The 23,083-nt window shown below is 49.7% G+C and carries 20 protein-coding genes; 10 read left to right on the forward strand and 10 right to left on the reverse strand.

All coding sequences use genetic code 11. The features are described 5' to 3' along the window. Positions 1-3 precede the first annotated feature (3 nt). Both mqnE and HUU10_03910 read left to right on the forward strand, forming a co-directional pair. A complete protein-coding gene (gene mqnE, locus HUU10_03905; protein NUQ80735.1) occupies positions 4-1,116 on the forward strand; it encodes an aminofutalosine synthase MqnE in 1,113 nt (370 codons plus the stop codon). A 19-nt stretch (positions 1,117-1,135) separates the two neighbouring features. After that, on the forward strand, positions 1,136-1,981 hold the full coding sequence (locus HUU10_03910; protein NUQ80736.1) for a menaquinone biosynthesis protein: 846 nt from the start codon (positions 1,136-1,138) through the stop codon (positions 1,979-1,981). Between the two features lies 1 nt (position 1,982). On the opposite strand, the gene HUU10_03915 is transcribed toward HUU10_03910, so the two are convergent. Genes HUU10_03915 through alaS form a run of 3 tightly spaced genes read right to left on the reverse strand, consistent with a single transcriptional unit; the run spans position 1,983 to position 5,940 of the window. Next, a complete protein-coding gene (locus HUU10_03915; GenBank protein ID NUQ80737.1) occupies positions 1,983-2,567 on the reverse strand; it encodes a D-sedoheptulose 7-phosphate isomerase in 585 nt (194 codons plus the stop codon). A gap of 2 nt (positions 2,568-2,569) precedes the next feature. Beyond that, positions 2,570-3,313, reverse strand: a complete 744-nt coding sequence (locus HUU10_03920; protein ID NUQ80738.1) for a geranylgeranylglyceryl/heptaprenylglyceryl phosphate synthase — start codon at positions 3,311-3,313, stop codon at positions 2,570-2,572. Next, positions 3,313-5,940 (reverse strand): alanine--tRNA ligase, encoded by a 2,628-nt coding sequence (gene alaS, locus HUU10_03925; GenBank protein NUQ80739.1) that lies wholly within the window; start codon positions 5,938-5,940, stop codon positions 3,313-3,315. Before alaS ends, HUU10_03920 begins: the two co-directional genes overlap by 1 nt. 131 nt (positions 5,941-6,071) lie before the next feature. On the opposite strand from alaS, the gene HUU10_03930 reads away from it, so the two are divergent. Further along, positions 6,072-6,791 (forward strand): YIP1 family protein, encoded by a 720-nt coding sequence (locus HUU10_03930; GenBank protein ID NUQ80740.1) that lies wholly within the window; start codon positions 6,072-6,074, stop codon positions 6,789-6,791. A gap of 56 nt (positions 6,792-6,847) precedes the next feature. Here the strand turns inward: HUU10_03930 and icd are convergent, their stop codons facing one another. From icd to HUU10_03965, 7 genes are all read right to left on the reverse strand, one after another. Continuing rightward, positions 6,848-8,104 (reverse strand): NADP-dependent isocitrate dehydrogenase, encoded by a 1,257-nt coding sequence (icd, locus tag HUU10_03935; protein NUQ80741.1) that lies wholly within the window; start codon positions 8,102-8,104, stop codon positions 6,848-6,850. Positions 8,105-8,140: 36 nt separating this feature from the next. Then, positions 8,141-8,356 (reverse strand): zinc ribbon domain-containing protein, encoded by a 216-nt coding sequence (locus HUU10_03940; GenBank protein ID NUQ80742.1) that lies wholly within the window; start codon positions 8,354-8,356, stop codon positions 8,141-8,143. Between the two features lie 52 nt (positions 8,357-8,408). After that, entirely contained in the window at positions 8,409-9,599 is a 1,191-nt protein-coding gene (locus HUU10_03945) for a pyridoxal phosphate-dependent aminotransferase (GenBank protein ID NUQ80743.1), read from the reverse strand. A gap of 4 nt (positions 9,600-9,603) precedes the next feature. Then, complete coding sequence (coaD, locus tag HUU10_03950) at positions 9,604-10,092, reverse strand: pantetheine-phosphate adenylyltransferase (GenBank protein ID NUQ80744.1); 489 nt, start codon at positions 10,090-10,092, stop codon at positions 9,604-9,606. Further along, positions 10,092-10,640: a 16S rRNA (guanine(966)-N(2))-methyltransferase RsmD gene (gene rsmD, locus HUU10_03955; GenBank protein ID NUQ80745.1), complete on the reverse strand. Its 549-nt coding sequence runs from the start codon at positions 10,638-10,640 to the stop codon at positions 10,092-10,094. Before rsmD ends, coaD begins: the two co-directional genes overlap by 1 nt. Before the next feature lie 25 nt (positions 10,641-10,665). Further along, a complete protein-coding gene (locus HUU10_03960) occupies positions 10,666-11,184 on the reverse strand; it encodes a roadblock/LC7 domain-containing protein (GenBank protein ID NUQ80746.1) in 519 nt (172 codons plus the stop codon). Between the two features lie 70 nt (positions 11,185-11,254). Continuing rightward, positions 11,255-11,611, reverse strand: a complete 357-nt coding sequence (locus HUU10_03965; GenBank protein ID NUQ80747.1) for a roadblock/LC7 domain-containing protein — start codon at positions 11,609-11,611, stop codon at positions 11,255-11,257. A 285-nt stretch (positions 11,612-11,896) separates the two neighbouring features. Here HUU10_03965 and HUU10_03970 point away from each other — a divergent pair, with 285 nt between their 5' ends. The 7 genes from HUU10_03970 to HUU10_04000 are packed head-to-tail and all read left to right on the forward strand — an operon-like array spanning position 11,897 to position 23,079. Continuing rightward, positions 11,897-14,407 carry a HAMP domain-containing protein gene (locus HUU10_03970; GenBank protein NUQ80748.1) on the forward strand — a complete coding sequence of 837 codons (2,511 nt, stop codon included), beginning with the start codon at positions 11,897-11,899 and terminating at the stop codon, positions 14,405-14,407. Positions 14,408-14,420: 13 nt separating this feature from the next. Beyond that, positions 14,421-15,233, forward strand: a complete 813-nt coding sequence (locus tag HUU10_03975) for a hypothetical protein (protein NUQ80749.1) — start codon at positions 14,421-14,423, stop codon at positions 15,231-15,233. 3 nt (positions 15,234-15,236) lie between these two features. Next, positions 15,237-15,641: an Hpt domain-containing protein gene (locus HUU10_03980; protein ID NUQ80750.1), complete on the forward strand. Its 405-nt coding sequence runs from the start codon at positions 15,237-15,239 to the stop codon at positions 15,639-15,641. Beyond that, entirely contained in the window at positions 15,634-21,084 is a 5,451-nt protein-coding gene (locus tag HUU10_03985) for a chemotaxis protein CheW (protein ID NUQ80751.1), read from the forward strand. Before HUU10_03980 ends, HUU10_03985 begins: the two co-directional genes overlap by 8 nt. Beyond that, a complete protein-coding gene (locus HUU10_03990; GenBank protein NUQ80752.1) occupies positions 21,081-22,184 on the forward strand; it encodes a chemotaxis protein CheB in 1,104 nt (367 codons plus the stop codon). Before HUU10_03985 ends, HUU10_03990 begins: the two co-directional genes overlap by 4 nt. Further along, entirely contained in the window at positions 22,171-22,620 is a 450-nt protein-coding gene (locus HUU10_03995) for a hypothetical protein (GenBank protein NUQ80753.1), read from the forward strand. The genes HUU10_03990 and HUU10_03995 overlap by 14 nt, the downstream gene beginning before the upstream one ends. A gap of 9 nt (positions 22,621-22,629) precedes the next feature. Further along, entirely contained in the window at positions 22,630-23,079 is a 450-nt protein-coding gene (locus HUU10_04000; GenBank protein NUQ80754.1) for a chemotaxis protein CheW, read from the forward strand. Positions 23,080-23,083 lie beyond the last annotated feature (4 nt).

Consider the following 23,083-nt stretch of genomic DNA (forward strand, 5'->3'; position numbering starts at 1 on the left):
TGAATGCCGGTTCCGGATTTTCTGATCGGTGAAAAAATCAACCAGGCTGGCCTGGAAGATATTTACCGTAAACTGGAAACAGGTGACCGGCTTTCCCGTGAGGATGGCGTACGACTGTTTGAACATCCCGATTTTAATACGGTTGGGATGCTGGCGAACCTGGTTCGCGAAAAAAAACATGGTAATGTCACCTACTTCGTAAAAAATCAGAACATCAATTATTCCAATTATTGTGTTCTGAACTGCTCTTTCTGCGGCTTTAAACGAAAACCGGGTCAGGAAGGCGGCTACACTTTTCAGATTGATGAAATTGTGAAAAAAGTGGCCACTGAGGCTCGGTTTGGTGTTCATGAACTCCACATGGTCGGGGGTCTTCACCCCGATATGCCCTATTCCTGGTATATTGACTTACTGCGCCAGATTAAACAATCCAATCCTGAAGTTTACATCAAAGCCTTTACCATGATCGAAATCGATCATCTGGCAAGGCTGTCCGGAAAAACTCACCATCAGGTGCTTTCCGAACTGAAAGAGGCTGGTCTGGATTGTATGCCCGGCGGAGGGGCCGAGATTTTTGCCCCGAGAGTCAGAACCAAACTGTGTCCTGAAAAGGAAACCGGTGCGGAGTGGCTCCAGATCGCAAAAACCGCTCACCAGCTCGGCATCAGAACGAACGCCACCATGCTGTACGGTCATATCGAAAATTTTGAAGACCGCGTGGATCACATGCTTGATCTGCGCCAGCTTCAGGATGAAACCGGCGGATTCTTCGCCTTTATTCCTCTGCCTTATCAGCCCAACACCCCGGGATTCAGTGGCGACTGGACCTCTGGAATTGATAATCTGAGAACGCTGGCAGTTGCACGTCTCCTTCTCGATAATTTTGATCATATCAAGTGCTTCTGGATCATGAACTCAAGCCAGATCGCACAGCTGTCGATGTACTACGGGGTGGATGATATTGATGGTACGGTGACCAACTACACCATTACCAAAACAGCAGGCATCAACGATTCAGTCAGCATGACTCAGAATCAGATCATCAAGCTGATCCGGGATGCAGGTCGTGATCCTGTTGAACGGAACGCCATGTATCACGTCGTTCAGACCTTCTGAAACAGAAAGGATCCGGCTCTTGTCTTCCCCCCGCCTCTACGGGGCATCCTGGTTCCTGAATACCCGTCCGATGATTTACGGGTTCAGGAATGATCCCTGGTTCGCCGATAAAATCTCCCTCCGGCTCGATCTTCCCTGGGAAAGCGATCAATTGCTCGAAGCAGGAAAAGTACGGGTTGCACAAATCCCATCCATTGAATTTGCCAGAAAATCAGCAAAGTATGAACTGATTCCGGCCGGTTGTATCAGCAGTCCGGGACCGGTCCGCAGTGTGATGTTGTTTTTCAACGAGGCTTTGACTTCTATCCGAACCGTGGCGGTAGACACCAGTTCACGCACATCGGTGATGCTCATGCGCCTGATTCTGAAGGAGAAGTTCGGAGTGACCCCCGAACTGGTTCCGATGGCCCCCGATCCGGTCGCCATGCTTCAGAAAACCGATGCAGCCCTCCTGATCGGTGACACAGCTTTGAAAACCACGCTGTCCAATCCGCATAGTCTGGATCTGGCCGAGGAATGGATGGATCTGACAGGATTGCCATTTGTATTTGCGGTGTGGGCCGCCAGACGGGAAGGTTCTGATCAGACTGATGTGGAGTACCTGAACCGGTCCCTGGAAATGGGTCTCGACCATCTCGATGAGATTGCCAATTCATTTGTGAAAGAATCAGGATGGGGAGCCGATGCAGCCTTTTTCCATTCCTATCTGTCAGAATCGATCCGGTATCCGTTAAATGAAGAGGCCGAGGCCGGCCTGGCGGAATTTTTCAGACTGGCCTTTATGCACGGCTATCTGGAAGACATCCCCGAAATCAGAAAAACCGGCGATCATGGGAAAATTTACACGCCCGCCGGCCTGAACTGACTTAACTGTAAAGGGTTTCTTCCACCATCTGGACAATGATATGACCGATGGTGATGTGGGTTTCCTGAACGTGATTTGATCCGTTCCAGGGAACAATGACGGACTCATCGCAAAGTGGTGGCATTTTTCCACCGTTTCCTCCCAGCAAACCAATCACTTTCATCCCGTGTGCGCGTGCATAAACCATTGCCCGGATGACATTTTCAGAATTGCCCGATGTGGAAAGTCCCAACAACACATCTCCGGGCCGTCCGAGGGCTTCCACCATCCGTTGGAAGGTATTTTCGAAACCGATGTCATTGGGTCCGGCGGTCATGGCTGAACTGTCGGTGGTCAGCGCAATGGCTGGAAGAGCCGGCCGGTCGAAGGAACCGCGATACCGGATGGTAAATTCGGTGGCAATGTGCTGACTGTCTGATGCCGACCCTCCGTTACCGCAGATCAGAAGCTTACCCCCGGACCGGAATGCATCTGTAATCAGATCAGCCATCCGGATGATGGTTTCAGTGTCTTTTCCGGCCACCTGCATTTTTACTTCACAGGATTGACGGAAACTTTGCTGGACGAACTCTTGCTTGTTTTTCATATTCATGCCTTAATTGCGTGGGCGAAATTGGCGACCTGCTGGTAGCCAGCTTGTTTTTCAAAATGGGTTCCGATAACGATAACCGAGGCACCGGCGTTGACTTTTTGCCGTGCCACTTCGGGTGTCCTGATTCCGCCGCCAACCCATACAGGCAGGTTGGTTACCTGTCTGACAGCAGTGATGATACTGTCAGGCACGGGTTCATCTGCACCCGATCCGCCTTCCAGATACAGCTGTTTCAGTCCAAGATAATCGGCGGCCAGTGCATGTGCAGCCGCAATGTCGGGTTTGTTATTCGGGATCGGGAAACTGTTGCTCATGTAGGAAGCCGACGTCGGCCGTCCGGATTCAATAAGCATGTATCCGGTGGAAATGGGTTCCAGTTTCAGTTGCTTCAGAATCGGACTCACGATCACATGGTTTCCGATCAGATAATCTGCATTCCGTCCGCTGATAAGAGAAAGAAACAGCAGGGCATCTGCCTCTGCCGATACCTGCATGATAGACCCGGGGAAAATGACAACGGGCAGGGTCGTGTTTTCTTTTAATTGTCTGATCACCGGATTCAGCCGGTCGGTGGTGAGCAAACTGCCGCCGACCAGGATGAGATCGGCCCCAAGTGAAGCCGCATCTTTGGCAAATGTAGTCAGGGCATCCGGGACCAATTTGTCTGGATCAATCAGAACAGCCAGCTGCGGCCGGCCATTCTGATGGTGTTTCAGAATTCGTTCGTAGATGCCAGACATCAGGCAGTCAGTCCCTGCAGAACAGAGGGAAGGGAATCAAGTGCTGTCTTCAGTTTAGCCACCGACTTGCCTCCTGCAGTGGCAAGGTGGGGTTTTCCACCTCCGTTTCCATCGACAAGTCTGGCAAGTTCACCAACCAGTTTACCTGCCTGAACCTTTTTAGCCACCAGATCATCGGTGACCACTGCCACCAGCATGACTTTCTCGTCGAGCACCGAAGCCAGAACACCAATTCCGTTGGTCTTCAGCTTTTCACGCAGATAGTCTCCAGCCGATTTCAGTTCATCCATGGATCCGACCGTAATCTGACCAGTTACGGTTCGCATACCATTAAACAGAACAGGAACGGCCAGTAAAGAATCGATCTGAGCCTTGGCAAGCTGCAAACGCAGGTCGGATACCAGCTTGTCCTTCATTTTCGATTCGTTAACAAGGTGCAGAACGGCACCCGGCAGATCAGCCGGTTTCAGACTTAGTTGATGACTCAGATGGGTAACCAGCTGACGTTCCTCATCGGCTAGTGCATCGGCTGCATCACCGGTAATGGCCTCAATCCGACGGACACCTGCTGCCACTGAGCTTTCACTGGTAATCCTGAACAATCCGACCTCGGCGGTGTTTGTCAGGTGGGTTCCCCCGCACAATTCCTTCGAAAAATCACCAATGGTGATGACACGGACTTCATTGCCATATTTTTCACCAAAAAGAGCCATGGCCCCGGCCGATTGGGCTGCATCAAAACTCATGTGATCGATGGCAAGGGGCACCGATTTCCTGATTTCCCGCCGGACGATGGATTCAATTTCTTTCAGTTGGAGGTCGGTGACCTTTTCAAAATGGGAAAAGTCGAATCGCAGCCGATCGGGTGCAACCAATGAACCAGCCTGCCGGACGTGCTCACCCAGAACCTGACGGAGTGCGGCATGCAGCAGGTGCGTGGCCGTGTGGTTTCTGGCCGTATTCATCCGGTCGGTCAGATTCACCACGGCCTTCAGAGGTGTGTGTTCCATTCCGGATGGGAAGGATTCCAGGAAATGGACAATCCGGTCCTCCGATTTCTGAGTGTCCACCACCGGATAGCGGGTACCATCCACTTCAAAAAAACCGTTATCTCCCACCTGTCCGCCCGATTCGGCGTAGAAAGGAGTTTTATCCAGAACAATTTCAGTCAGGTTTGGACCTTTTCTGATTTCACGGATCAGGCAGCCTTCCATCGTGATACTGGTATAACCATGAAAGGCTGAATGTGCCCCTTTTGAAACCGTGGTGAAAGGTTCTGACCCCATCTGATAAGTGGCCGAAAATTTGCCGGCACGGCGGGCACGTTCTTTCTGTTCACTCATGAGCTGGTCGAATCCAGCCTCATCCAGCTGAAGCGCATTTTCAAGAGCCATTAAACGGGTCAGGTCCGGCGGGAAACCATAGGTATCGTAGAGTTTAAAGGCGTCGGCACCCGGAAAGACGGAAGCCCCGGACGCTTTCAGGCCGGCTGCAACCTGTTCAAACAGCTGAATGCCGCGATCGAGGGCTGCATTAAACGATTCTTCTTCGGCCTTGATCACCCGTTCAACATGTTGCTGACGGTTTCTGATTTCGGGGAAGACATCTCCCATGGTGTCGGCCAGGGTTCCAACCAACCGGTAAAGGAATGGCTCGGTAAACCCCAGTTTCCGTCCGAAGCGGGAGGCCCGGCGCAAAATCCGTCTGATGACATAACCTCTGCCATCGTTCGAAGGCACCACCCCGTCTGCAATGGAAAAACTGACCGAACGGATATGATCGGCAATCACACGGAACGGAACCTGGTTGTCTCCTTCATATGGTTTTCCGGAGAGGACGGACAGCTTGTCGAGAATGGGTGTAAAAATATCCGTATCATAATTGCTGCGTTTTTTCTGAATCACGCAGGTGATCCGCTCGAAACCCATGCCGGTATCGACATGCTTGGCCGGCAACTCTTCCAGAGAACCATCGGGCTTCCGGTTGTACTGAATAAATACCAGATTCCACAATTCGATGTACCGGCCGCAGGGACCGTTGACAGAGCAGGTATGGTCAATGTGTTTTTTATCACAGGCATCGGGTCCAAGATCGATATGGATTTCGGAGCAAGGTCCGCAGGGACCGGTATCACCCATTTCCCAGAAGTTTTCCTTTTCTCCGAACTTTGAGATGTGTTCGTGGGGGATATCGGTGAGGGTTTTCCAGAGTTCAAGAGCCTCATCGTCGGTTTTATAAACCGTGGCGTACAACTTATCCTTTGGAAGCTTCCAGACTTCTGTGAACAACTCCCATGCCCATGAGATGGCTTCCTTTTTGTAATAATCACCAAAGGACCAGTTTCCGAGCATTTCGAAAAACGTATGGTGGTAGGTGTCTAAACCCACTTCTTCCAGATCATTGTGCTTTCCCGATACCCGGATACATTTTTGTGTGTCGGCTGCACGTGTGTAGGATCTCGATCCCTTTCCAAGGAAAACATCCTTGAATTGGTTCATCCCGGCATTGGTAAACAGCAGGGTCGGATCCTCAAACGGGACAACCGGGGCACTGGCGACGATGGTGTGCTGCCTGGACCGGAAGAAATCGAGGAAAGCCTGGCGAACATCTCTTGATGTGGGTGTCATAATCAGATTTACTTCAGATTTTGATAGGTATTGTATGTGAAATTCTATAAATTTTGTAATCCCGTAAAAACCCGGGAAAAACCAAAAAGATAAAAAAAACCTGCAAGGGATTCAATTTAAAGGAAACTCCTATGACCTTACTGGACAGACTGATCAACCTCTTTTCATCTCCCGGCTCTGCTTTTGACGGATTGGATGAGAAACCCCTGACTGCCGGCACTGTGGTGTTGGTGATTTCAGTTACGATTGTCATTTCATCCCTGATGTCGGTTTGGTTTACTTCCGATCCTGATATCAGCGAACAAATGAGATCGGTTCAGATCGGGAAAATTCAAAAGCAGATAGAACAGGGAAAGATTCCGGCTGAACAAGGACAGGTGATGCTTGCCCAGATGGAGGAATTCGGTGATTCAAACATGGCATTGGTGTTTGGCATCGTCGGGGCTGTGTTTGGTACCATCCTTTTCTTCTTCCTGATTTCTTTGTATGTGATGGTGATGGCCAAATTTATCGGGACCGTTGAACAATACCCCTTCAGTCTGGCCATGAGCGTCACTGCCATCGGATTTATGTTCGGATGGGTTCAGAGTCTGGTGGGTACCGCCATAAAAATCAGCATGGGCGACATGTATGCCTCCATCAGCCCTTATCTGGTGATATCGGAGTATGACCATTCCAACTTGGTTCATTATGTTCTGTCACAGGCCGATTTGCTGATGATTGCCTATCTCGCTATTCTCATCATCGGATTAAAGGTGACCGCCAGAATGTCCTGGACCGGATCGGCTTTGTCAATTGCCATTCCTTACATGATACTTGCCTTCGTTGGGTTCGTCCTGAATTCGCTCTGAGCATAAAAAAAGGGTGGCTTCCGGCCACCCTTTCAGTTTCAAACACCGTTTTCGGGTTACATGTTTGAGACAATGGCCTTGCCAAACTCGGAACACTTCACCTCGGTGGCACCGGTCATGAGACGGGCAAAATCGTAGGTAACCGTCTTCTTACCAATGGTCTTTTTTAGTCCGTTGATGATCAGATCGGCCGCTTCGACCCATCCGAGATGCCGGAACATCATTTCTCCCGATAAAATGACACTGCTTGGATTCACCTTATCCTGACCAGCGTATTTGGGCGCGGTTCCGTGAGTGGCTTCAAAGATGGCATGTCCGGTCACGTAGTTGATATTGGCTCCCGGTGCAATCCCAATTCCGCCCACCTGAGCAGCCAGAGCATCCGAAATGTAATCCCCGTTCAGATTCAACGTGGCAATCACATCATACTCAGCCGGGCGAGTGAGAATTTGCTGAAGGAAATTGTCTGCAATCGCATCCTTGATCAATATTTTTCCTGCCGGGGCGTTGCCACCGCAATCGTCCCAGGAAATCACCCGGTCACCAAATTCTGCTTTGGCCAGTTCGTATCCCCATTCCCTGAAAGCCCCTTCGGTGAACTTCATGATATTGCCCTTGTGAACCAGGGTAACCGATGAACGGTTGTTTTCGATGGCATATCGGATGGCAGCTCTGATCAGACGCTTGGAACCTTCCTCAGATACTGGTTTGATTCCAATGCTGGAGGATTCGGGGAACCGGATCTTCTTGACACCCATTTCCTTCTGCAGGAAATCGATGACCTTTTGTACCTCGGGGGTTCCGGCTTTCCATTCGATACCGGCATAAATATCCTCGGTATTTTCCCGGAAAATGACCATATCAATCAGTTCCGGCTGACGGACAGGAGAGGGAACTCCATCGAAATACTGTACCGGACGTACGCAGGCATACAGGTCGAGCATCTGACGCAAAGCCACATTGATGGACCGGATGCCACCGCCAACCGGGGTGGTCAGGGGGCCTTTGATCCCAACGATGTACTCACGGATCACTTCAAGAGTATCTTCGGGCAACCAGGTATTGGGCCCGTAAACCTCGTTGGCCTTTTCACCGGCATAAACTTCAAACCATTCAATCGATTTTTTCCCGCCATAGGCCTTTTTAACGGCTTCATCCAATACATACTGACTGGCCTTCCAGATATCTGGTCCGGTTCCATCACCCTCAATAAACGGAATGACCGGCCGGTCCGGAACCTGTATCACCCCATTTTTAACAGTGATTTTTTCGCCGTTTGCCGGTGCTTTCAGTTTGGTGTAGTGATGGCTCATCAGAGAGTCTCCTTCATGGAAAGTTTTTGGTTTGGTTTAATTTGATGTAGAACCAGAATCGGCAGATGATGCTGGTTTCTTATAGTCAGTGATGTAGAACCCCGATCCCTTGAAAACAAAAGATCCGCCTGAAATCACCCTTTCAGCATCAGAACCGCAGGACTGACACGCTGTCACAGAGGGGTCGCTCATTTTTGAAAATTTTTCAAAAATCACACCACAAGCTGTACACCGATAGTCATAAGTTGGCATCGTTTGCTCCTGTTTGTTTACTGCCGGAACTGATTAGCAAGGATTGTGCCGGTCAGGACAAGGCTCCCAGTGCGGACCGGAACTGAGACATGGCTTCCTCCAGCACTTCCATGCTGGTTGCATAACTGAAACGGAGTGAATGAGGGGCTCCGAAGGCATCACCGGGAACGGCCGCAATCCGGAAATCACCAATCAGAATCTCACAAAACTGATTGATAGATTGAACCTCCTGACCATTGTAACGCTTTCCGATAATGCCAGACAGATCAGGGAAAACATAGAAGGCTCCGCCGGGATGCGGGAGGTTTACATAGGGCATCTTGCTTAACTCGCCGATAATGTAACTCCGGCGGTTCAGAAAAGCGTCGTACATGTAACGGACCGGACCCGGACCAGCTGTGATAGCGGCCAGGGAGGCCTTTTGAGAAACCGAGCAGGGGTTGCTGGTGGTCTGTGATTGAATTTTGGCGGCCCCATCAATCAGGGCTTTGTTGCCGGCCATATAGCCAATCCGCCATCCGGTCATGGCAAATACTTTCGAAACACCATTTACAATGACGGAATGATCCCTGAATTCGGGATCACTGGCCGGACAGAAATGGGTCACTCCATTAAAAATGAGGTGCTCATAGATTTCATCCGATAAAATCACCACATCATTCTTTACAGCAATCCGGCAAAGGGCTTTGATCTCTTCGGGCGTATAGACAGCACCGGTCGGGTTGCTGGGAGAGTTCAGAACGAAGACCCGGGTTTTAGGTGTGATGGCACGTTCCAATTGGGCAGGGGTGATTTTAAATTCACTTTTCCAGTCGGCGGAAACGATGACAGGCACGCCCTGGGCCAGTTTCACGATCTCGGGGTAAGATACCCAATAGGGTGCCGGTATGATGACTTCGTCGCCCGGATTCAGGATAGCCAGAAAAAAATTGGCAATGGAGTGCTTGCCGCCATTGGAGACAAGAATTTCATCGGGCCGGAAACTGGCTCCATTTTCATTTAGAAACTTTGCAGCGATGGCTTCCTTCAGTTCAGGAATACCATTGTTTGGTGTGTAGTGGGTAAATCCGCTCCGGATCGCCTGAATGGCTGCTTCCTGAACGTAATCGGGGGTATCAAAATCGGGTTCCCCGGCCGACAGGCTCAGGACCCTAAGTCCCTGTTTCCGCAGGGCAGCCGCCTTTGCGGTGATGGCAAGGGTTTGTGATTCATGGATGGTTTCCAAACGGTCAGCCAGTTTCATGACGTTATCTCCTGTTAAATTTAATATTCAGTTGCTGCAAAACTGCAGGGGGTACAAAGTCGCCGATATTGGCACCCAGTCGGGTGAGTTCTCTGATAATCGTGCTGTTCAGGAAAGTGTATTTTTCATGAGGCATCAGAAACACGGTGGTGATGTCGGGATAAATTTTGCGGTTCATCAGCGCCATCTGAAACTCATATTCAAAGTCAGAAACCTGACGAAGCCCCCGGACGATGGCAATAGCCTTCTGATCAGCTGCAAACCGGACCAGCAGACCATTCATGGTTTCGACCGACGTGTTTGGTAAATGACCGATCGATTCCCTGATCATTGATTCGCGCTCTTCAGCAGTGAAAAGCGGGGTTTTCTGACTGTTGACGGCCAGGGTGATGATCACATGGTCAAATAATTTACAAGCCCGCTCAAGAACATCGATGTGTCCATTGGTGATCGGGTCGAAAGTGCCAGGGTAAATCGCCAGTCGGTGTTCCATCAGGATTCCGGATTAAATAGGACAATTCTGGTACTGCCATAATCTCTGACAACTTCAGCCAGATCAAATTCAGGCGCAGAAAAACCGGTACTGGTTTCAAAAACAATCCAGCTGGTTTTCCAGCACCCATTCCTGCCGGTCAGTAAGGACAGGAATGAAGACCGGTCTGCATAGTCATATGGCGGATCTGCAAAGATAACTGAAAAAGGATTAGAGTTCGATCTGGATGCCCAATTATGTACATCCGCCTTAATAATGTCGGCCTTTTCGGTGTCGATGTTTAGGGACTTCAGGTTGGCCCTGATGGTCTTAACCGATTGGGGGTGGTGATCGATAAACTGGACGTGTGAGGCTCCGCGGCTGAGACATTCGATGCCATAGGCACCTGAACCGGCAAACCAGTCTGCAACAGGTTGGCCGGCCAGCGAAATCCGGCTGGAAAGCAGATTAAAAACCGACTCACGTACACGGTCAGAGGTGGGTCTCACATGCGACCCTGCCGGACATTGAATGAGTCTGCCCCGGAAATCCCCCGAAATGATTCGCATCAGAGGGTGGAAAGAGGAAAAACCGTTACTTCTTGTCTTTGGTATTCATGGTCTTGTCGAACTGTTCGTCGAGAAGACTTGAGAAGTTGTCGTCGAAAATCTCTGAAATGTCCACTTCCATGGATTCCGATGAGATGATCTGGCGGAGAGCTTCCTTGGCTTTTTTGGAGTAGATCCGGACCGTGCCGGGAGGAATGGAAGCTTTGAAGATGATTTCGAGGATATACCGGTCATCCACGCTCATCAGGTAGATGCTTCGTTCCTCGCCTTCGTGGAAAAGGACTTCGAAACTGGCTTTTTCGCCGATTAGACGGGCCATTTCACTGGTTGCCGTGAAATTCGAGGCAGCCAATACCGAAAACACTTCCAGATCACGGTCTAGCAAACCGCCGATCTTGGAAAGAAGCTGACCCGTCATGTCGCCCAGTATAATAGCGGTGGCGGCGGTTTTGGTAAACAGGTCCTTCAGGACATTGTTGGCCAATTCAATCTGATTTTCGCTGAGGTATACCTGACGGAAATCCTCGTTACCCGATTTTCCCATGGACTGTCCTAAAGAATTTTAAAAGAATTTAGTGTACAAATCAGAAAAAGTCTACTTAGTCAGAGCTGGGTTACAGACTTTTTGCAATCTGGTCAGCAAACTTGTTCAGCTGATATCGGACATTACCGATCAGCGCCTTGTCGGTGGCAACCACGGTCAGAATAGCTCCGTTGTCATTAATGACCCGTGTGAGGATCATTCCGCCTTCATATTCAATCATTGATTGGGAAAGAGTTCCGATTCCGAGGTCTTTTCCCATTTCATCTGTGTTTCTCACTCCACCCGAAATGATTCCGGCGATGGCATCGGTATCCAGGGAACTGTTGGTAACCGACTCGATGACAAATCCATCGCGGCCGATGACCACTGCTGCCGTGATGCCATCCACTGATATCAGGTTGGAAAGAAGGGGCTTCAGTTCTTCCATGTTTTATGGATTCCTTCCGGTTTAGAGAGGTTGTCCGATAAAAATAGGTGCACGAATGCGTAATTTCAAATAAACCCGGCGAACCGGCAGGCCCGGTCCGGGTGCAGAGGAGCCACTTGTCTTCAAGGTTGCCTGATTTAACTGGTTTCTTCTTCCTAAATCCTTGAAAAACATATATTTTCTTGACAATTCAATGACGGATTCAGTAATTTAAGTTGAATCGGTGTAAAGTGAGGAAGTCCCCTCTGAGCCTGATTTTCTGTATTCCATCACACGGAGATTTCAATGGCCCTCAAAATTTTTGAAACCGGCATTTTTGCAAGCAACACAGTTCAGGGAAAGCTGACAAAAAACTTTGCAATTGTGGTTGCGATTCCGGTTTTTCTGATCGCTGCCATTCTTATGTCTACCATCTTCTTTATCACTTCCAGCCAGTCCTCCAAGTCTGCCCAGCAGCAGCTGGCTTCGGCCAAGGCGGCCATGGAAGAGCAGGGAAAGACCCTTACCCAGACGCTGACTTCCCTGAGCAGTGAGATTAATTCGAGGGTGGTGAACACCATCGGATCCTCAGAGTTCATTGACATGATGGTCAAATTTAACCGGGGCAGCAGTGTTCCGATGCGCGAATCCGCCCGGGAAGACATCAATTCGGTTGTCTATGATAACATTGTTTCTTATGAACTCAGCTTTCTGACCGTTCTTGATAAACGGGGACGTGTTATTACCCGAGCCACTGATCCCGGAAATTTCGGTGACGATGTTTTTATGAGGGATTACAGCAAGGATACCACGGTCACACTGGTCAGCCGGTATGTGGATGCTGCGGCTAAAACCACAGAACCTTTCTCTGGGCTGATGGTGTTGCCAGAGGATATTTTAAAGAAGGAATTGCTCATTCAGGCCAATATTCCCATCAATGTTCAGGGATTCCGGCCAGGGGAGCAGCATCTGAATGATCTCGCCACCTTCGATGTGACTCAGCCGGATGGATCAGTGAAAAAAGTGTATGCAGGTCTGACCGTCACCGTGGTGATTCCCATTACAGACCGTTTGCAGGAAGTACTTGGTGTGGTGGTTGCCGGAAAAGTGATGGCCCGGAACAGCGTTTTTATCACCTCTAAATTCCATACCATCGTTGAAACCTCCCGTGCTTCTGCATCTATAATATCCAATGGAATCCGGATTGCCACCACCGAATCGTTTCTGGAAGGTGACAAGATGAATCAGATCGCCATCGGCGAGCCCATCAGTTCTGACTATCTTCTTCAATCTCACACAAGCGGCAGCGTGGTGGTGACCGATGCCAATACCGGTCCCATTTCAAGAGCCTATCTGCAAGTTTCTGCCCTGACTCCTTCGATGCAGTTCCGCCCGAATCAGCCCGTGCTTGCATACGGTACGGTCACCACACCCTATGCTACTTATGGCGCGGTAATTGATGATCTGAAGGCCTCTGCAGATACCCTTCTCTACATTTCCATGTTTATTCTGTTGGTCTCCATCGCCCTTGGTTTCGGATTGGCCATCTTCTTCGCCCGGCGGTTTTCGGGAACCATGACAACCACGGTGGATAACCTGCTGGTGACCATGGACCGGGTTGCACACGGAGACTTCAATGCCAGGACCAATATCCATACCGGTGATGAATTTGAGGAACTGGGAACCCGGTTCGATGAAATGATCCGGCGTCTGTCAGCTCTGATCGAAACGGAAGCTGAACGGGACTCCATGCAGAAACAGCTCACCAACCTTCTGGTGGTTGTATCGAACTCTGCGGAAGGTGATTTTACCCAGCGGGCGCAGGTAACCGAAGGAGCTCTCGGCGCGCTTGCAGATTCCTTCAACCTCATGGTGGATGACCTTGGCCGGCTGATCCGTGAAGTTCAGCTCGTAACCCGTCAGGTATCTGAATCTGCCAAAGAAATTCTTGCCTCCACAGAGGAAATGGCCCATGGAGCAGAGGAACAGTCCATTCAGGTAACGAACGCATCCGCGGCCGTTGAGGAAATGGCTGCCTCCATCCGGCAGGTTGCCAACAACGCCGACTCTGCTTCAGAGGCCGCCTCCAAAGCCGCCGAAGTAGCTCAGTCGGGTGGTAACATCGTATTGGAAACGATCGAAGGGATGAGACGGATCCGTGCAACGGTACAGGATTCCGCACAGAAAATTAAATCTCTGGGTGAATCATCGAATGAAATTGGTAAGATCGTACAGGTGATTGACGAACTGGCCAGCCAGACCAACCTGCTGGCTCTGAACGCCACCATCGAGGCCGCCCGTGCCGGTGAAGCCGGCCGAGGATTTGCGGTGGTTGCCGACCAGGTCCGTGAACTTGCTGAACGGTCTGCAAAAGCAACAAACGATATCAGTCAGCTGGTTCAAACCATCCAGGCAGAAACACAGGAAGCGGTTCATGCCATGGAAAAGGGAACAGCCGAGGTGGAAAAAGGTACAAGACTTGCCGACGAAGCTGCCCGGGCGCTCGAGCAAATCCGGTCGGTGGTACAACAATCTACCGAGTTGATTCAGGAAATCTCCCTGGCTGCCAAGCAACAGGATATTGCTTCTGCAGGCGTCGTAATGGCCATGAACGAAGTGTCCCAGATCGCTAAACAGTCTCTGATCGGGTCCCGTCAGTCGGCAGCCTCAGCCACCGACCTGGTGGAAATCACAAAGCGCCTGTCCCAATCGGTAGCCCGCTTTAAACTTCCCGGTGCCGATGATCTGATTGATGCCGGCGGAACCCAGTTCATGAGCAATTTTGGCAGCGGAGAAATGAAAATCACCACTAACTGATTGAACCAGATCAGTGGTTGAAACGGATCTTTTAAGGCAGGTAAATTTTTACCTGAATCAGAAAACCGGATTGGTTCTGAGCAGGAATCAATCCGGACATCTTCAGGTCCGGTTGAAGAAAATTCTGGAAAACCATCATGCCGATCCGGCAACCGTATCGGATCTGCTTGACCGGAATCCGCAGTTCTTTGAACAAATTCTGGAAGAAGTCCTGATTAATGAATCTTACTTCTTCAGAAATCCCGATCATTTCAGAGTGCTCCGGGAAATTATCTTTCCGGTTCTGCTCGATCGGCTGGCTTTCAGGAAGGACAAATCACTCAGAGTACTCAGTATCGGATGCAGCACTGGTCAGGAACCACTTTCTATCCTGTTTACATTCTATGAAACCAATCATTCAAAGGATCCGGTCGATATACATGTGGATGCCATTGATCTGTCAAGAAAGGCCATCGTGACCGCACTGACCGGTGAATATACCAGAATGCAATCACGCGGATTGTCTGAGGAAATGACTGATAAATATTTTGTGAGGGGGTCACGGGACCGGATCAGGGTTTTAACCGGATTTCTTGATAAAATATCCTATTACCACGGAAACATTCTGGATTTTAATCTCTACGATCACTTTTACGACCTCGTCTTTGCCAGGAATACATTGATTTACTTTGATGATGTCCGTCAGGAACAGGTCAAACAGAAACTGGTGAAAGGACTGAAGTCGGGTGGGTATCTTTTTCTGGGTGAATCCGAAATCGGCTATGGTCTTGGTGACCGGATTCAATCAATGAAATTTAACCAGAGCATCGTGTACAGGAAAAGGTGAACGGTGGGATTATCCAAGCTCGAAATTATGGAATTGTTTCTGGTGGAAGGTTTCGATCATGCCCGATCACTGGCAGAGTGTCTGAACCGGATGGAAGGGCACCCCACCGATGAAATCCTGGAAGAAATTCACGTTCATGCCCATACCATCAAGGGCGCTGCTGCGATGGTCGGATTTATGAATACCAGTCATGTTGCCCGATTTATTGACAGGGTGGTGCTCGAAATCATTGAAAAAAAACTTCCATTTGATGACGAAGCCCATGGATTTTTACAGGAAGCCATCCCCATTGTGAACCGGTTCATCAGGAATATCACTCTCGGTGAACTGAATGAGGCCATCATTCTGAAAGACATTGCCTCTAAATACGACCGGATCATTTCTAAGGCTGAGACCTCACATGCCTAATCTGAAAAAAATTAATCTCCTCGGACACCTCACCCCCAAAGTTGATTCGGCAGATGATGCTGTCCTCCGTTTTATTAACCTGCTCAGAGACCGGGTGGCGGCTGACAGCACCTCGGGTTCTGCCTTTCTTCTGTCCGCCATTCTGCAGGCTGCAGGAAACCATCTGTCAAGAGGTTTTCCCTCGTTTCGCCCCTCGGTTATGACCGACTTCTTTGACTTTCTGGTCACTTTAAAGTCTGAGTTGAATCCGTCGGACCCGTATGATGAGAAATTTGATCAGTTAACCGCACAGATCCCAGATACAGTCAATTATCTGATTTCGGGACTTGAGGGAATTGCCGATCAGGAAATACTTAATGAATTGCACCGGTTTGCGGGAATTCCGGTTCAGTCTTCCCAGGTAACAACACACGCTGAAAACAGACACCCCTCTGTTCCCGGTCAACCGCTTCCGGCCGTTCCAGATCAGCTTTCCATGCCTCCTGGCATGCTTGAGCAACTTTTTGAAGAAGGAAAACGCCAGGAAACAGTAGCACCCGTTGCACAGGTTCAGGAAATCGTATCCGCCAAACCTGCCTCTACTCTTCAAACGGTGCCGGCTTCCCTTGACTTCGGATTTAACCTGGCCGACTTGTTCGGTGCACCTGCCCAGCCAACAGAAGAAACAGGTGCTGTTATCACTCCGGTCGGACAGTTGGTAGCCGACGTGGATTCAAATCTCCTTAGCGGACTGGTTTCTGAGCCGGAATTGACCGAAGACGTTACCGCTGAGACCGGGGCCATTCTCTTCGAAGAGCCTGAAAGTGACATCGTTGCAATCGACTCCCCCCTTGAAACGATGGTGGAAGAAGAAATTGATGTGGTTCTGACCGATGACCTTGCCGAACCCATCGAAGAAATTCAGGAAGTGGTTTCATTAACAGATGAGGATCTTACCACTTCAGTCGCCGACATCAGTCCCTCTCCAGAGGAAATCCATCTTGTTGAAGATTCCGGTCCCGTTCTGGAGGAAACCTCAACCGACCTGATAGAAGAAGCGGTTGAAGATGTGCAGGAAATGGTGACCGAAGAAACTTTCGAATCCACACTTGGTCAAACCGATTCCTTTGATCTGTCCGAAATTTCCGACGAGTCCGCTTCAGAGGTTTTTGAAGAGCAGGAGCTGGCTGAGGAAGTATCGGAAGAACTGGCCGGATTCCCCGAAGAATCACCTGTGGCTGAAACTCCTGAACCAGACAGTTTCCCGGACTTTGCTGAAGTGCCGGAAACAGAACCATTCATTGCTGATAACATGAAATGGATGGTTGCTGAAATCAGGAAACAGTGGGACGCTGTTTCTGCCGGTGATCCGAATTTCGAAATAATTACCATGGGTCTGGATGAATTAATGAATACATCCGATCCGATCGCTTCTTTCCGGAACGTCAGCAGTCTGCCGGAATACAATGAATTTGTTGATTTTCTTGAAGCAGTCAGAGACAACCCTTCCTTTGACCGGTCTCTGGTAGCCAGTGAACTTCCGGTTATTGCAGACCGCGCCTTCCAGTTGTTCAATGATATTCTTTTATTGCAAACCCGTCCTGATTTGGGTGAATTGTCTGAAGGTCTGACAGATGCTCAATTGGCCGACCACGATCGCCCGGAAGTGACGGGACTGGATGAGGAAACACCCATTGAGGAAGAACCCATCATCAGCGAATCGGTTCTTGAAGACGGGGTCAGTCTGCTGGAAGGAGAAGCAGTCACTCAGGAGGATCTGATTCCTGAAACCGAGGAACCCGGAAACCGTGAGGAAACGGTACTTGCAGAACCCGGACTCGAACCAATTGATGAGACTGCGGGTCATGATTTTAAACTGGATGAGAATGCCTTTGCCGATCATGTGATTCAGACTCCGGATCAGACCATGCTTTCGGTTCCGGCACCTACCGAACCGGTGTATTTTCAGGTCATTCAGGATGTTTACTCAGATATCAGAAAATTGAATTCCATCGGGTCGAACCGGTTAATGATCAACCAGTTTGTTGATTTCAGCCGGAGCCTCAAGGATCCGGTTGAATTGCTTCGCGAACATACCAATGTGGAGTTTGTTCGTGAGTTCATTGAATTTATCGATGGGTTGCATGCCCGTTATGATTCTGGTGATCAGTCTGCCTATAACGATCTGGCTACCCACCGGATGCAAATTGCCGATAAGCTGTATGACATGCTACTCGAGCACCCGGAAATCACTGGTGAGGAACCTGAAATTTCCGATCAGTTACCTCAGGAAAGTCCGCTCCATCTGGTTCATGATTCAGGTGAATTGGTGGAAGGCAGTCTCGATCTGATCGATGAACTCTCTCATACCCATGATGAATTGTCTCAGGACCTTGCTAAAAAAGAGGAATCCACAACCGTCCCCGGAGAAGAAACCGGACTACAGGAACTTTCTGAAATTGAATCATCTGATCTGACCGATTCTTCACTCTCAGGGACCGATGAAACCGTTATTGCTGATGAGTTGGCCGGTGAAGGACTAATTGAGGAAGAAGTTCCGGTTTCTGAAGATGTGGAATCACCGGTTATTGAGGAGGAGTTCCCGGCTGAAGAGGCAACAGTTCCAGATACCATCGAAGATGTGCTGTCTGAAGACCTCATACAGGAAGAAGCCATTTCTGATCTTGATCTGCCGCAAGAAGTCCAGGCCGGTGACTTGCCTGCAGAGGGTATCGTTTCTGATGAACTGTCCGTTGAAGAAGCGCTGACAGAGGAACCAGTGATTGATGATACTGCAGTTGAAGAACCTCTTGCTGAAGAACCTCTTGAGGAGGAGCCGTTAGCGGAAGAACCTCTCGCAGAAGAGCCTTTGGAGGAAGAACTGCTGGCAGAAGAACCACTGCTTGAGGAAGGTCTGGCAGAGGAGCCTATACCTGAAGAACCTCTTGTTGATGACCTGGCTGAACTGACCAGCCTGCCGGATGAACCGGCAGAAGTTGCTCCGGCCGCTCCTGCACCCAGACAAAAGCAGGTTCTGAATGAGATTCAGCAGGTGTTCCTGCTTGAAGCAGAAGAAAATATCCAGAAAATTTCCGATGACCTTCTGGTCCTTGAAAAAGACCTTGGTAATGTGTCGATCATTGACGGAATCCTCCGCAGTGCCCACACCCTGAAGGGGTCGGCCGCCATGATGAAGTTTACCAACATGAGTAAACTGGGTCATAAGATGGAGGATGTGTTCCAGATTCTCCGTGATGAAAAGCTGTCGGCTGACCGTGATCTGATTGATATCATGCTGAAAGGCACCGACCTGCAGACCCTGATGCTCAAATCGCTCAGGGAGGATGGTCATGATGAGGTTCCCGGATTGCCGGAGGCCATTCACCATCTGGAACAGTATCTTAAAAAGCTGGAGGCAAAACAGGAAGGGAAAGCGTTCGTTGCCGAAAAATATGAGGCCCCGGCAGCAGAAACCACCCCGGCCATTGCACCAAAAACCGTACCGGAACCAGTCGGAGATACCTCGAGAGCGCCTTCACAACAGGATCAGCGGAAGGGAATTGTTGCCGAGCAAACGCTTCGGATCAACATCACCACACTGAACAGCCTCATCAATCTGGCCGCCGAGTTGCTGATTTCCCGTAACCGGATGAACAACCAGTTGGGATTTATGGAAGGTATTCTCCTGAAACTTCAGAAAGAGAAGATCCTGCTAAACTCCATCATGAAGAAGGTTCAGAATTTCGCAGGAAAAACCGAAGGCGGGTCCGGATACACCAGCAGCGAAGAGCCTGGCATTCTTCAGGACTTTGCTGAAACCGAGTTTGACCGTTTCAGTGAAGTGGATATTATTCTGCGTGACATGCGCAGCAACCTTTCCAACTTTGAAGATCTGAGTTCAGAAATCAGACTGTTCGGTGATGCCTTCCGTCAGTCCATTTTGTCAGTGTCCTCCATTGCCAATGAACTGAACATTGAAATCATGTCCATGCGGATGGTTCCGGTTAAGCACATGTTTATCCGTTTCCAGCGGTCCATCAGGGATATCGGACGGGAAGAAAGCAAAGACGTGGATCTGAAAATTGAAGGAGAAGATACCCGTTTGGACAAGACCGTGATGGAAGAAGTGATCGAACCGATCATGCACTGTGTGCGGAATGCCGTTTCACACGGAATTGAACTTCCTGAAACGCGTAAGAAGCGCGGAAAGAGTGAAACCGGACTGATTACGCTCCGGGCCTACCAGGATGGAAACCAGGTGGTACTTGAGGTGGAAGATGACGGAAATGGGATTGATGCCGCACGGTTAAAATCATCGGCGGTTAATAAGCGGATCATTTCTCCTGAGCGTGCCGAGCAAATGACCGATACCGAGGCCATGGAACTGATGTTCGTTGCGGGCTTTTCAACCGCAGAAAAAGTGACCTCACTGAGCGGTCGCGGTGTCGGTATGGATGTGGTTAAAAATGTGGTCAATAAGTTCAAGGGAACCATTGCCGTTAAATCAACACTTGGCAAAGGATCTTGCTTTACCATCCGGTTACCACTTACACTGGCGATCAACCAATCCCTGCTGATTCAGGTTGGTGGCCGCACTTATGCCTTCCCGCTGAATACAGTTGAAGAAACCGTTGAACTTCACATGGAAAACATTCAACGGATTGGTGATCAGGAATTGATTACGGTGCGCAATGAAACCATTCCGCTGATTCACCTGGCCACCGTTTTGGGTATGGAAGAAGATCCGTCACAAATGAGGGCTAAATACCCGGTTGTGATCCTTTCTGAAGCCGAACAGAAGATAGCGATCCGTGTGGACCGTCTGATCGGCAAGGAAGAAATCGTTGTGAAGAATCTTGGCTCGCACCTGAAAAATGTCATGGGTGTCACCGGCGCCACCGTATTAGGAGACGGATCGGTTATTCTGATTCTGGACGTTGCTTATCTGTTCCGTTACTGGCAGGGCGGAAGTTCACCATCCTACAGTCCGGTCCGTGCCGATTTGCACCGGTTGCCGGGCGGCGATGGAGGGAACGTCGAAGCCGAGGAACCAACGACCCCAGCGGTTCCCGACCAGCCCAAAACACGGATCCGCGGAAAAATCAGGGTGCTTTGTGCCGATGACTCGGTTTCCATCCGCAAATACGTGGAATCCCTGCTTAAACGGGAGGAATTCGAGGTCATTACGGCTCCTGATGGGGCTGAGGCCTTTGACATGGCAGAAAGAAGCCGGTTTGATCTGATTATGACTGACCTTGAGATGCCAAAGATGCACGGATATGAACTGATCAGTGCAATCCGGTCCAAACCCAATCTCGTCAATATCCCGATTGTGATTCTGACCGCTCGTTCAGGTGAAAAACATCGCCGAAGGGGATTGGAACTAGGGGCCAATGCTTTCCTGAACAAACCATTTGACGTGGATGAACTTTTAAGCACGATTTACAGTTTACTCCCGCGATGATAAAAGTGGGTGTGATCTGTCCCCAGGCCCGTCAGGAAACCTGGATCAGACAGGTACTGAACGATTCAACCGATTTTTTTGTGTCAGGGACATGGCTTCCTGACCGGTCGGTCCTGACTGATGAACATGCTGAACAGGTTGTGGTCTTTATTCTGTTCACACAGGGAATTGAAGATCTGGTTTCTGCCAAATCCCTGCTCGCAGATCTGTTCCTGCTGCATGGAAAACCCATGGTCCTGATTTCTGAACCGGAACAGGAACCTGGTCTCAGAGTCTGGAATGCGGACTTTCCGGTTCTCAGGATTTTCCTGACGGATAGCCTTCATCTTCCTGAAGTAAAGGAAGAGATCAGAGAACAGGTCCGTATTGGCAGTTATATCGGTCCGGAAGTATTAAAGTCGTTCCGTCAGTCATCCGAGCCGGTGATCAGGCAGGAATCAGAGGTTAGCGGTCCGATTTACTGGCCGGTGACTGAGAACCAGCAGGCCGATGCGTCCGAATCCGCAGGTCAGGATGACCGGTCGGTATTGCTGATTGGAGCGTCAACAGGCGGGCCCAAAGTAATTCTGGAAATATTTAAGGGGATGGGGCCATTTTTGCGGGAATACACGGTGATTGTGGTCCAGCATCTGTCCCATTCCTTTCTTGAAAAATTCAAATCGCAGATCGAGACCATCACCCAGCTTCCTGTGGTGATGATTGCAGAGGGAGTGGTTCCAGAGCGCGGAACCATTTATCTGACACCGGTCAGAAGACAATTTATCATGGGGCAGGATGGATTTTTTATTCCTGATCCGAACCGGCATCTGTACCCCTTTATGCCAAACATCGATGCCATGTTCCGAAGCACAGCATTGGTGTTCCGGACAAAAATCATGGCCGTGATTCTGAGCGGACTTGGAAAGGATGGCACAGAGGGATGCAGGATGGTCAGAACCTTTGGCGGAACTGTTATTGCACAGGAACCAGCCACGGCAGCTGTCGATTCCATGCCCGGAGCTGTGATTTCTGAAGGATTGCATCATTATCAATTCCCCCCACGTGAAATTTATCGGTTTTTGAAGAACAATGGAATCCGTCTTAAGCATGCACACAACTAAGCAGGTGACCCCAACCGGCCGGCTGGTCAGAGGATCCTTTCGTTTGCTGGTTTTCGAAATTGGCAATCACCGGATGTCCACACCGGTTGAAACGGTCAGAACCATTGCCGATTATGATGACAGTCTTCAGTTTAATGAAGGCGAAACATCGGGAATCCGGCTGAATCTGGTAGACATTGTGAACCTGTATTTTCCTGATGAAACCGGAAATCAGGGGTATGAAAAGAAGCTGATCGTTCTGAAAAGCAACGACCCGGTTATTCATGGCATCATTGTGGACCGTGTGTTCGGTGTGGGAACGTTTACCGACATGTATCCGGTGCCTGCGGGAATTTTTAACATTCCCGAGGGTATTATCACCCATCTGGTGTGTTCCGAGGAACCCTGGATGGAGGTTGTGAATCTGCAGAAAATTGCAGAGATTAATATCACATGAGGCAAACTGGTGGCTAATCTACAATTACTGGTATTCAAACTGAGCGATACCGATTTTGCCATGGAAATTTCGGCCATTTCCCGTGTGGTTGATACGCTGCAAAGCCGGTTTCTTTCTACCCTTCGGTCTGGAATCGAGGGTCTTTTTCTGTTTGAAGGGCGGGTGGTTCCGGTTATCAGGCTCGATGAAATGCTTGGGTTTCCTTCTGCCAACATATTTGCATCCAATCCGGATGAATCGGTGATTATCGTCAACCAGGCTGGTTACTTTCTCGCCTTCCGGGTTGACAGTGTGGAAGGGATCGATAATATTACCCCTGAAACCCTTCGGCCAACCTCTGAAACCGATACCAGGGAGGCTGGTCTTAATCATCATATGATCGGTGAGGTCTATCACCGTCAATCCGGACCGGTTTTTAAACTGAATCCGGATCATTTATTAACTCATTCTATCGGATAACAGG

The sequence above is a fragment of the Bacteroidota bacterium genome, assembly GCA_013360915.1.
In the GTDB taxonomy this organism is placed as follows: Bacteria; Bacteroidota; JABWAT01; order JABWAT01; family JABWAT01; genus JABWAT01.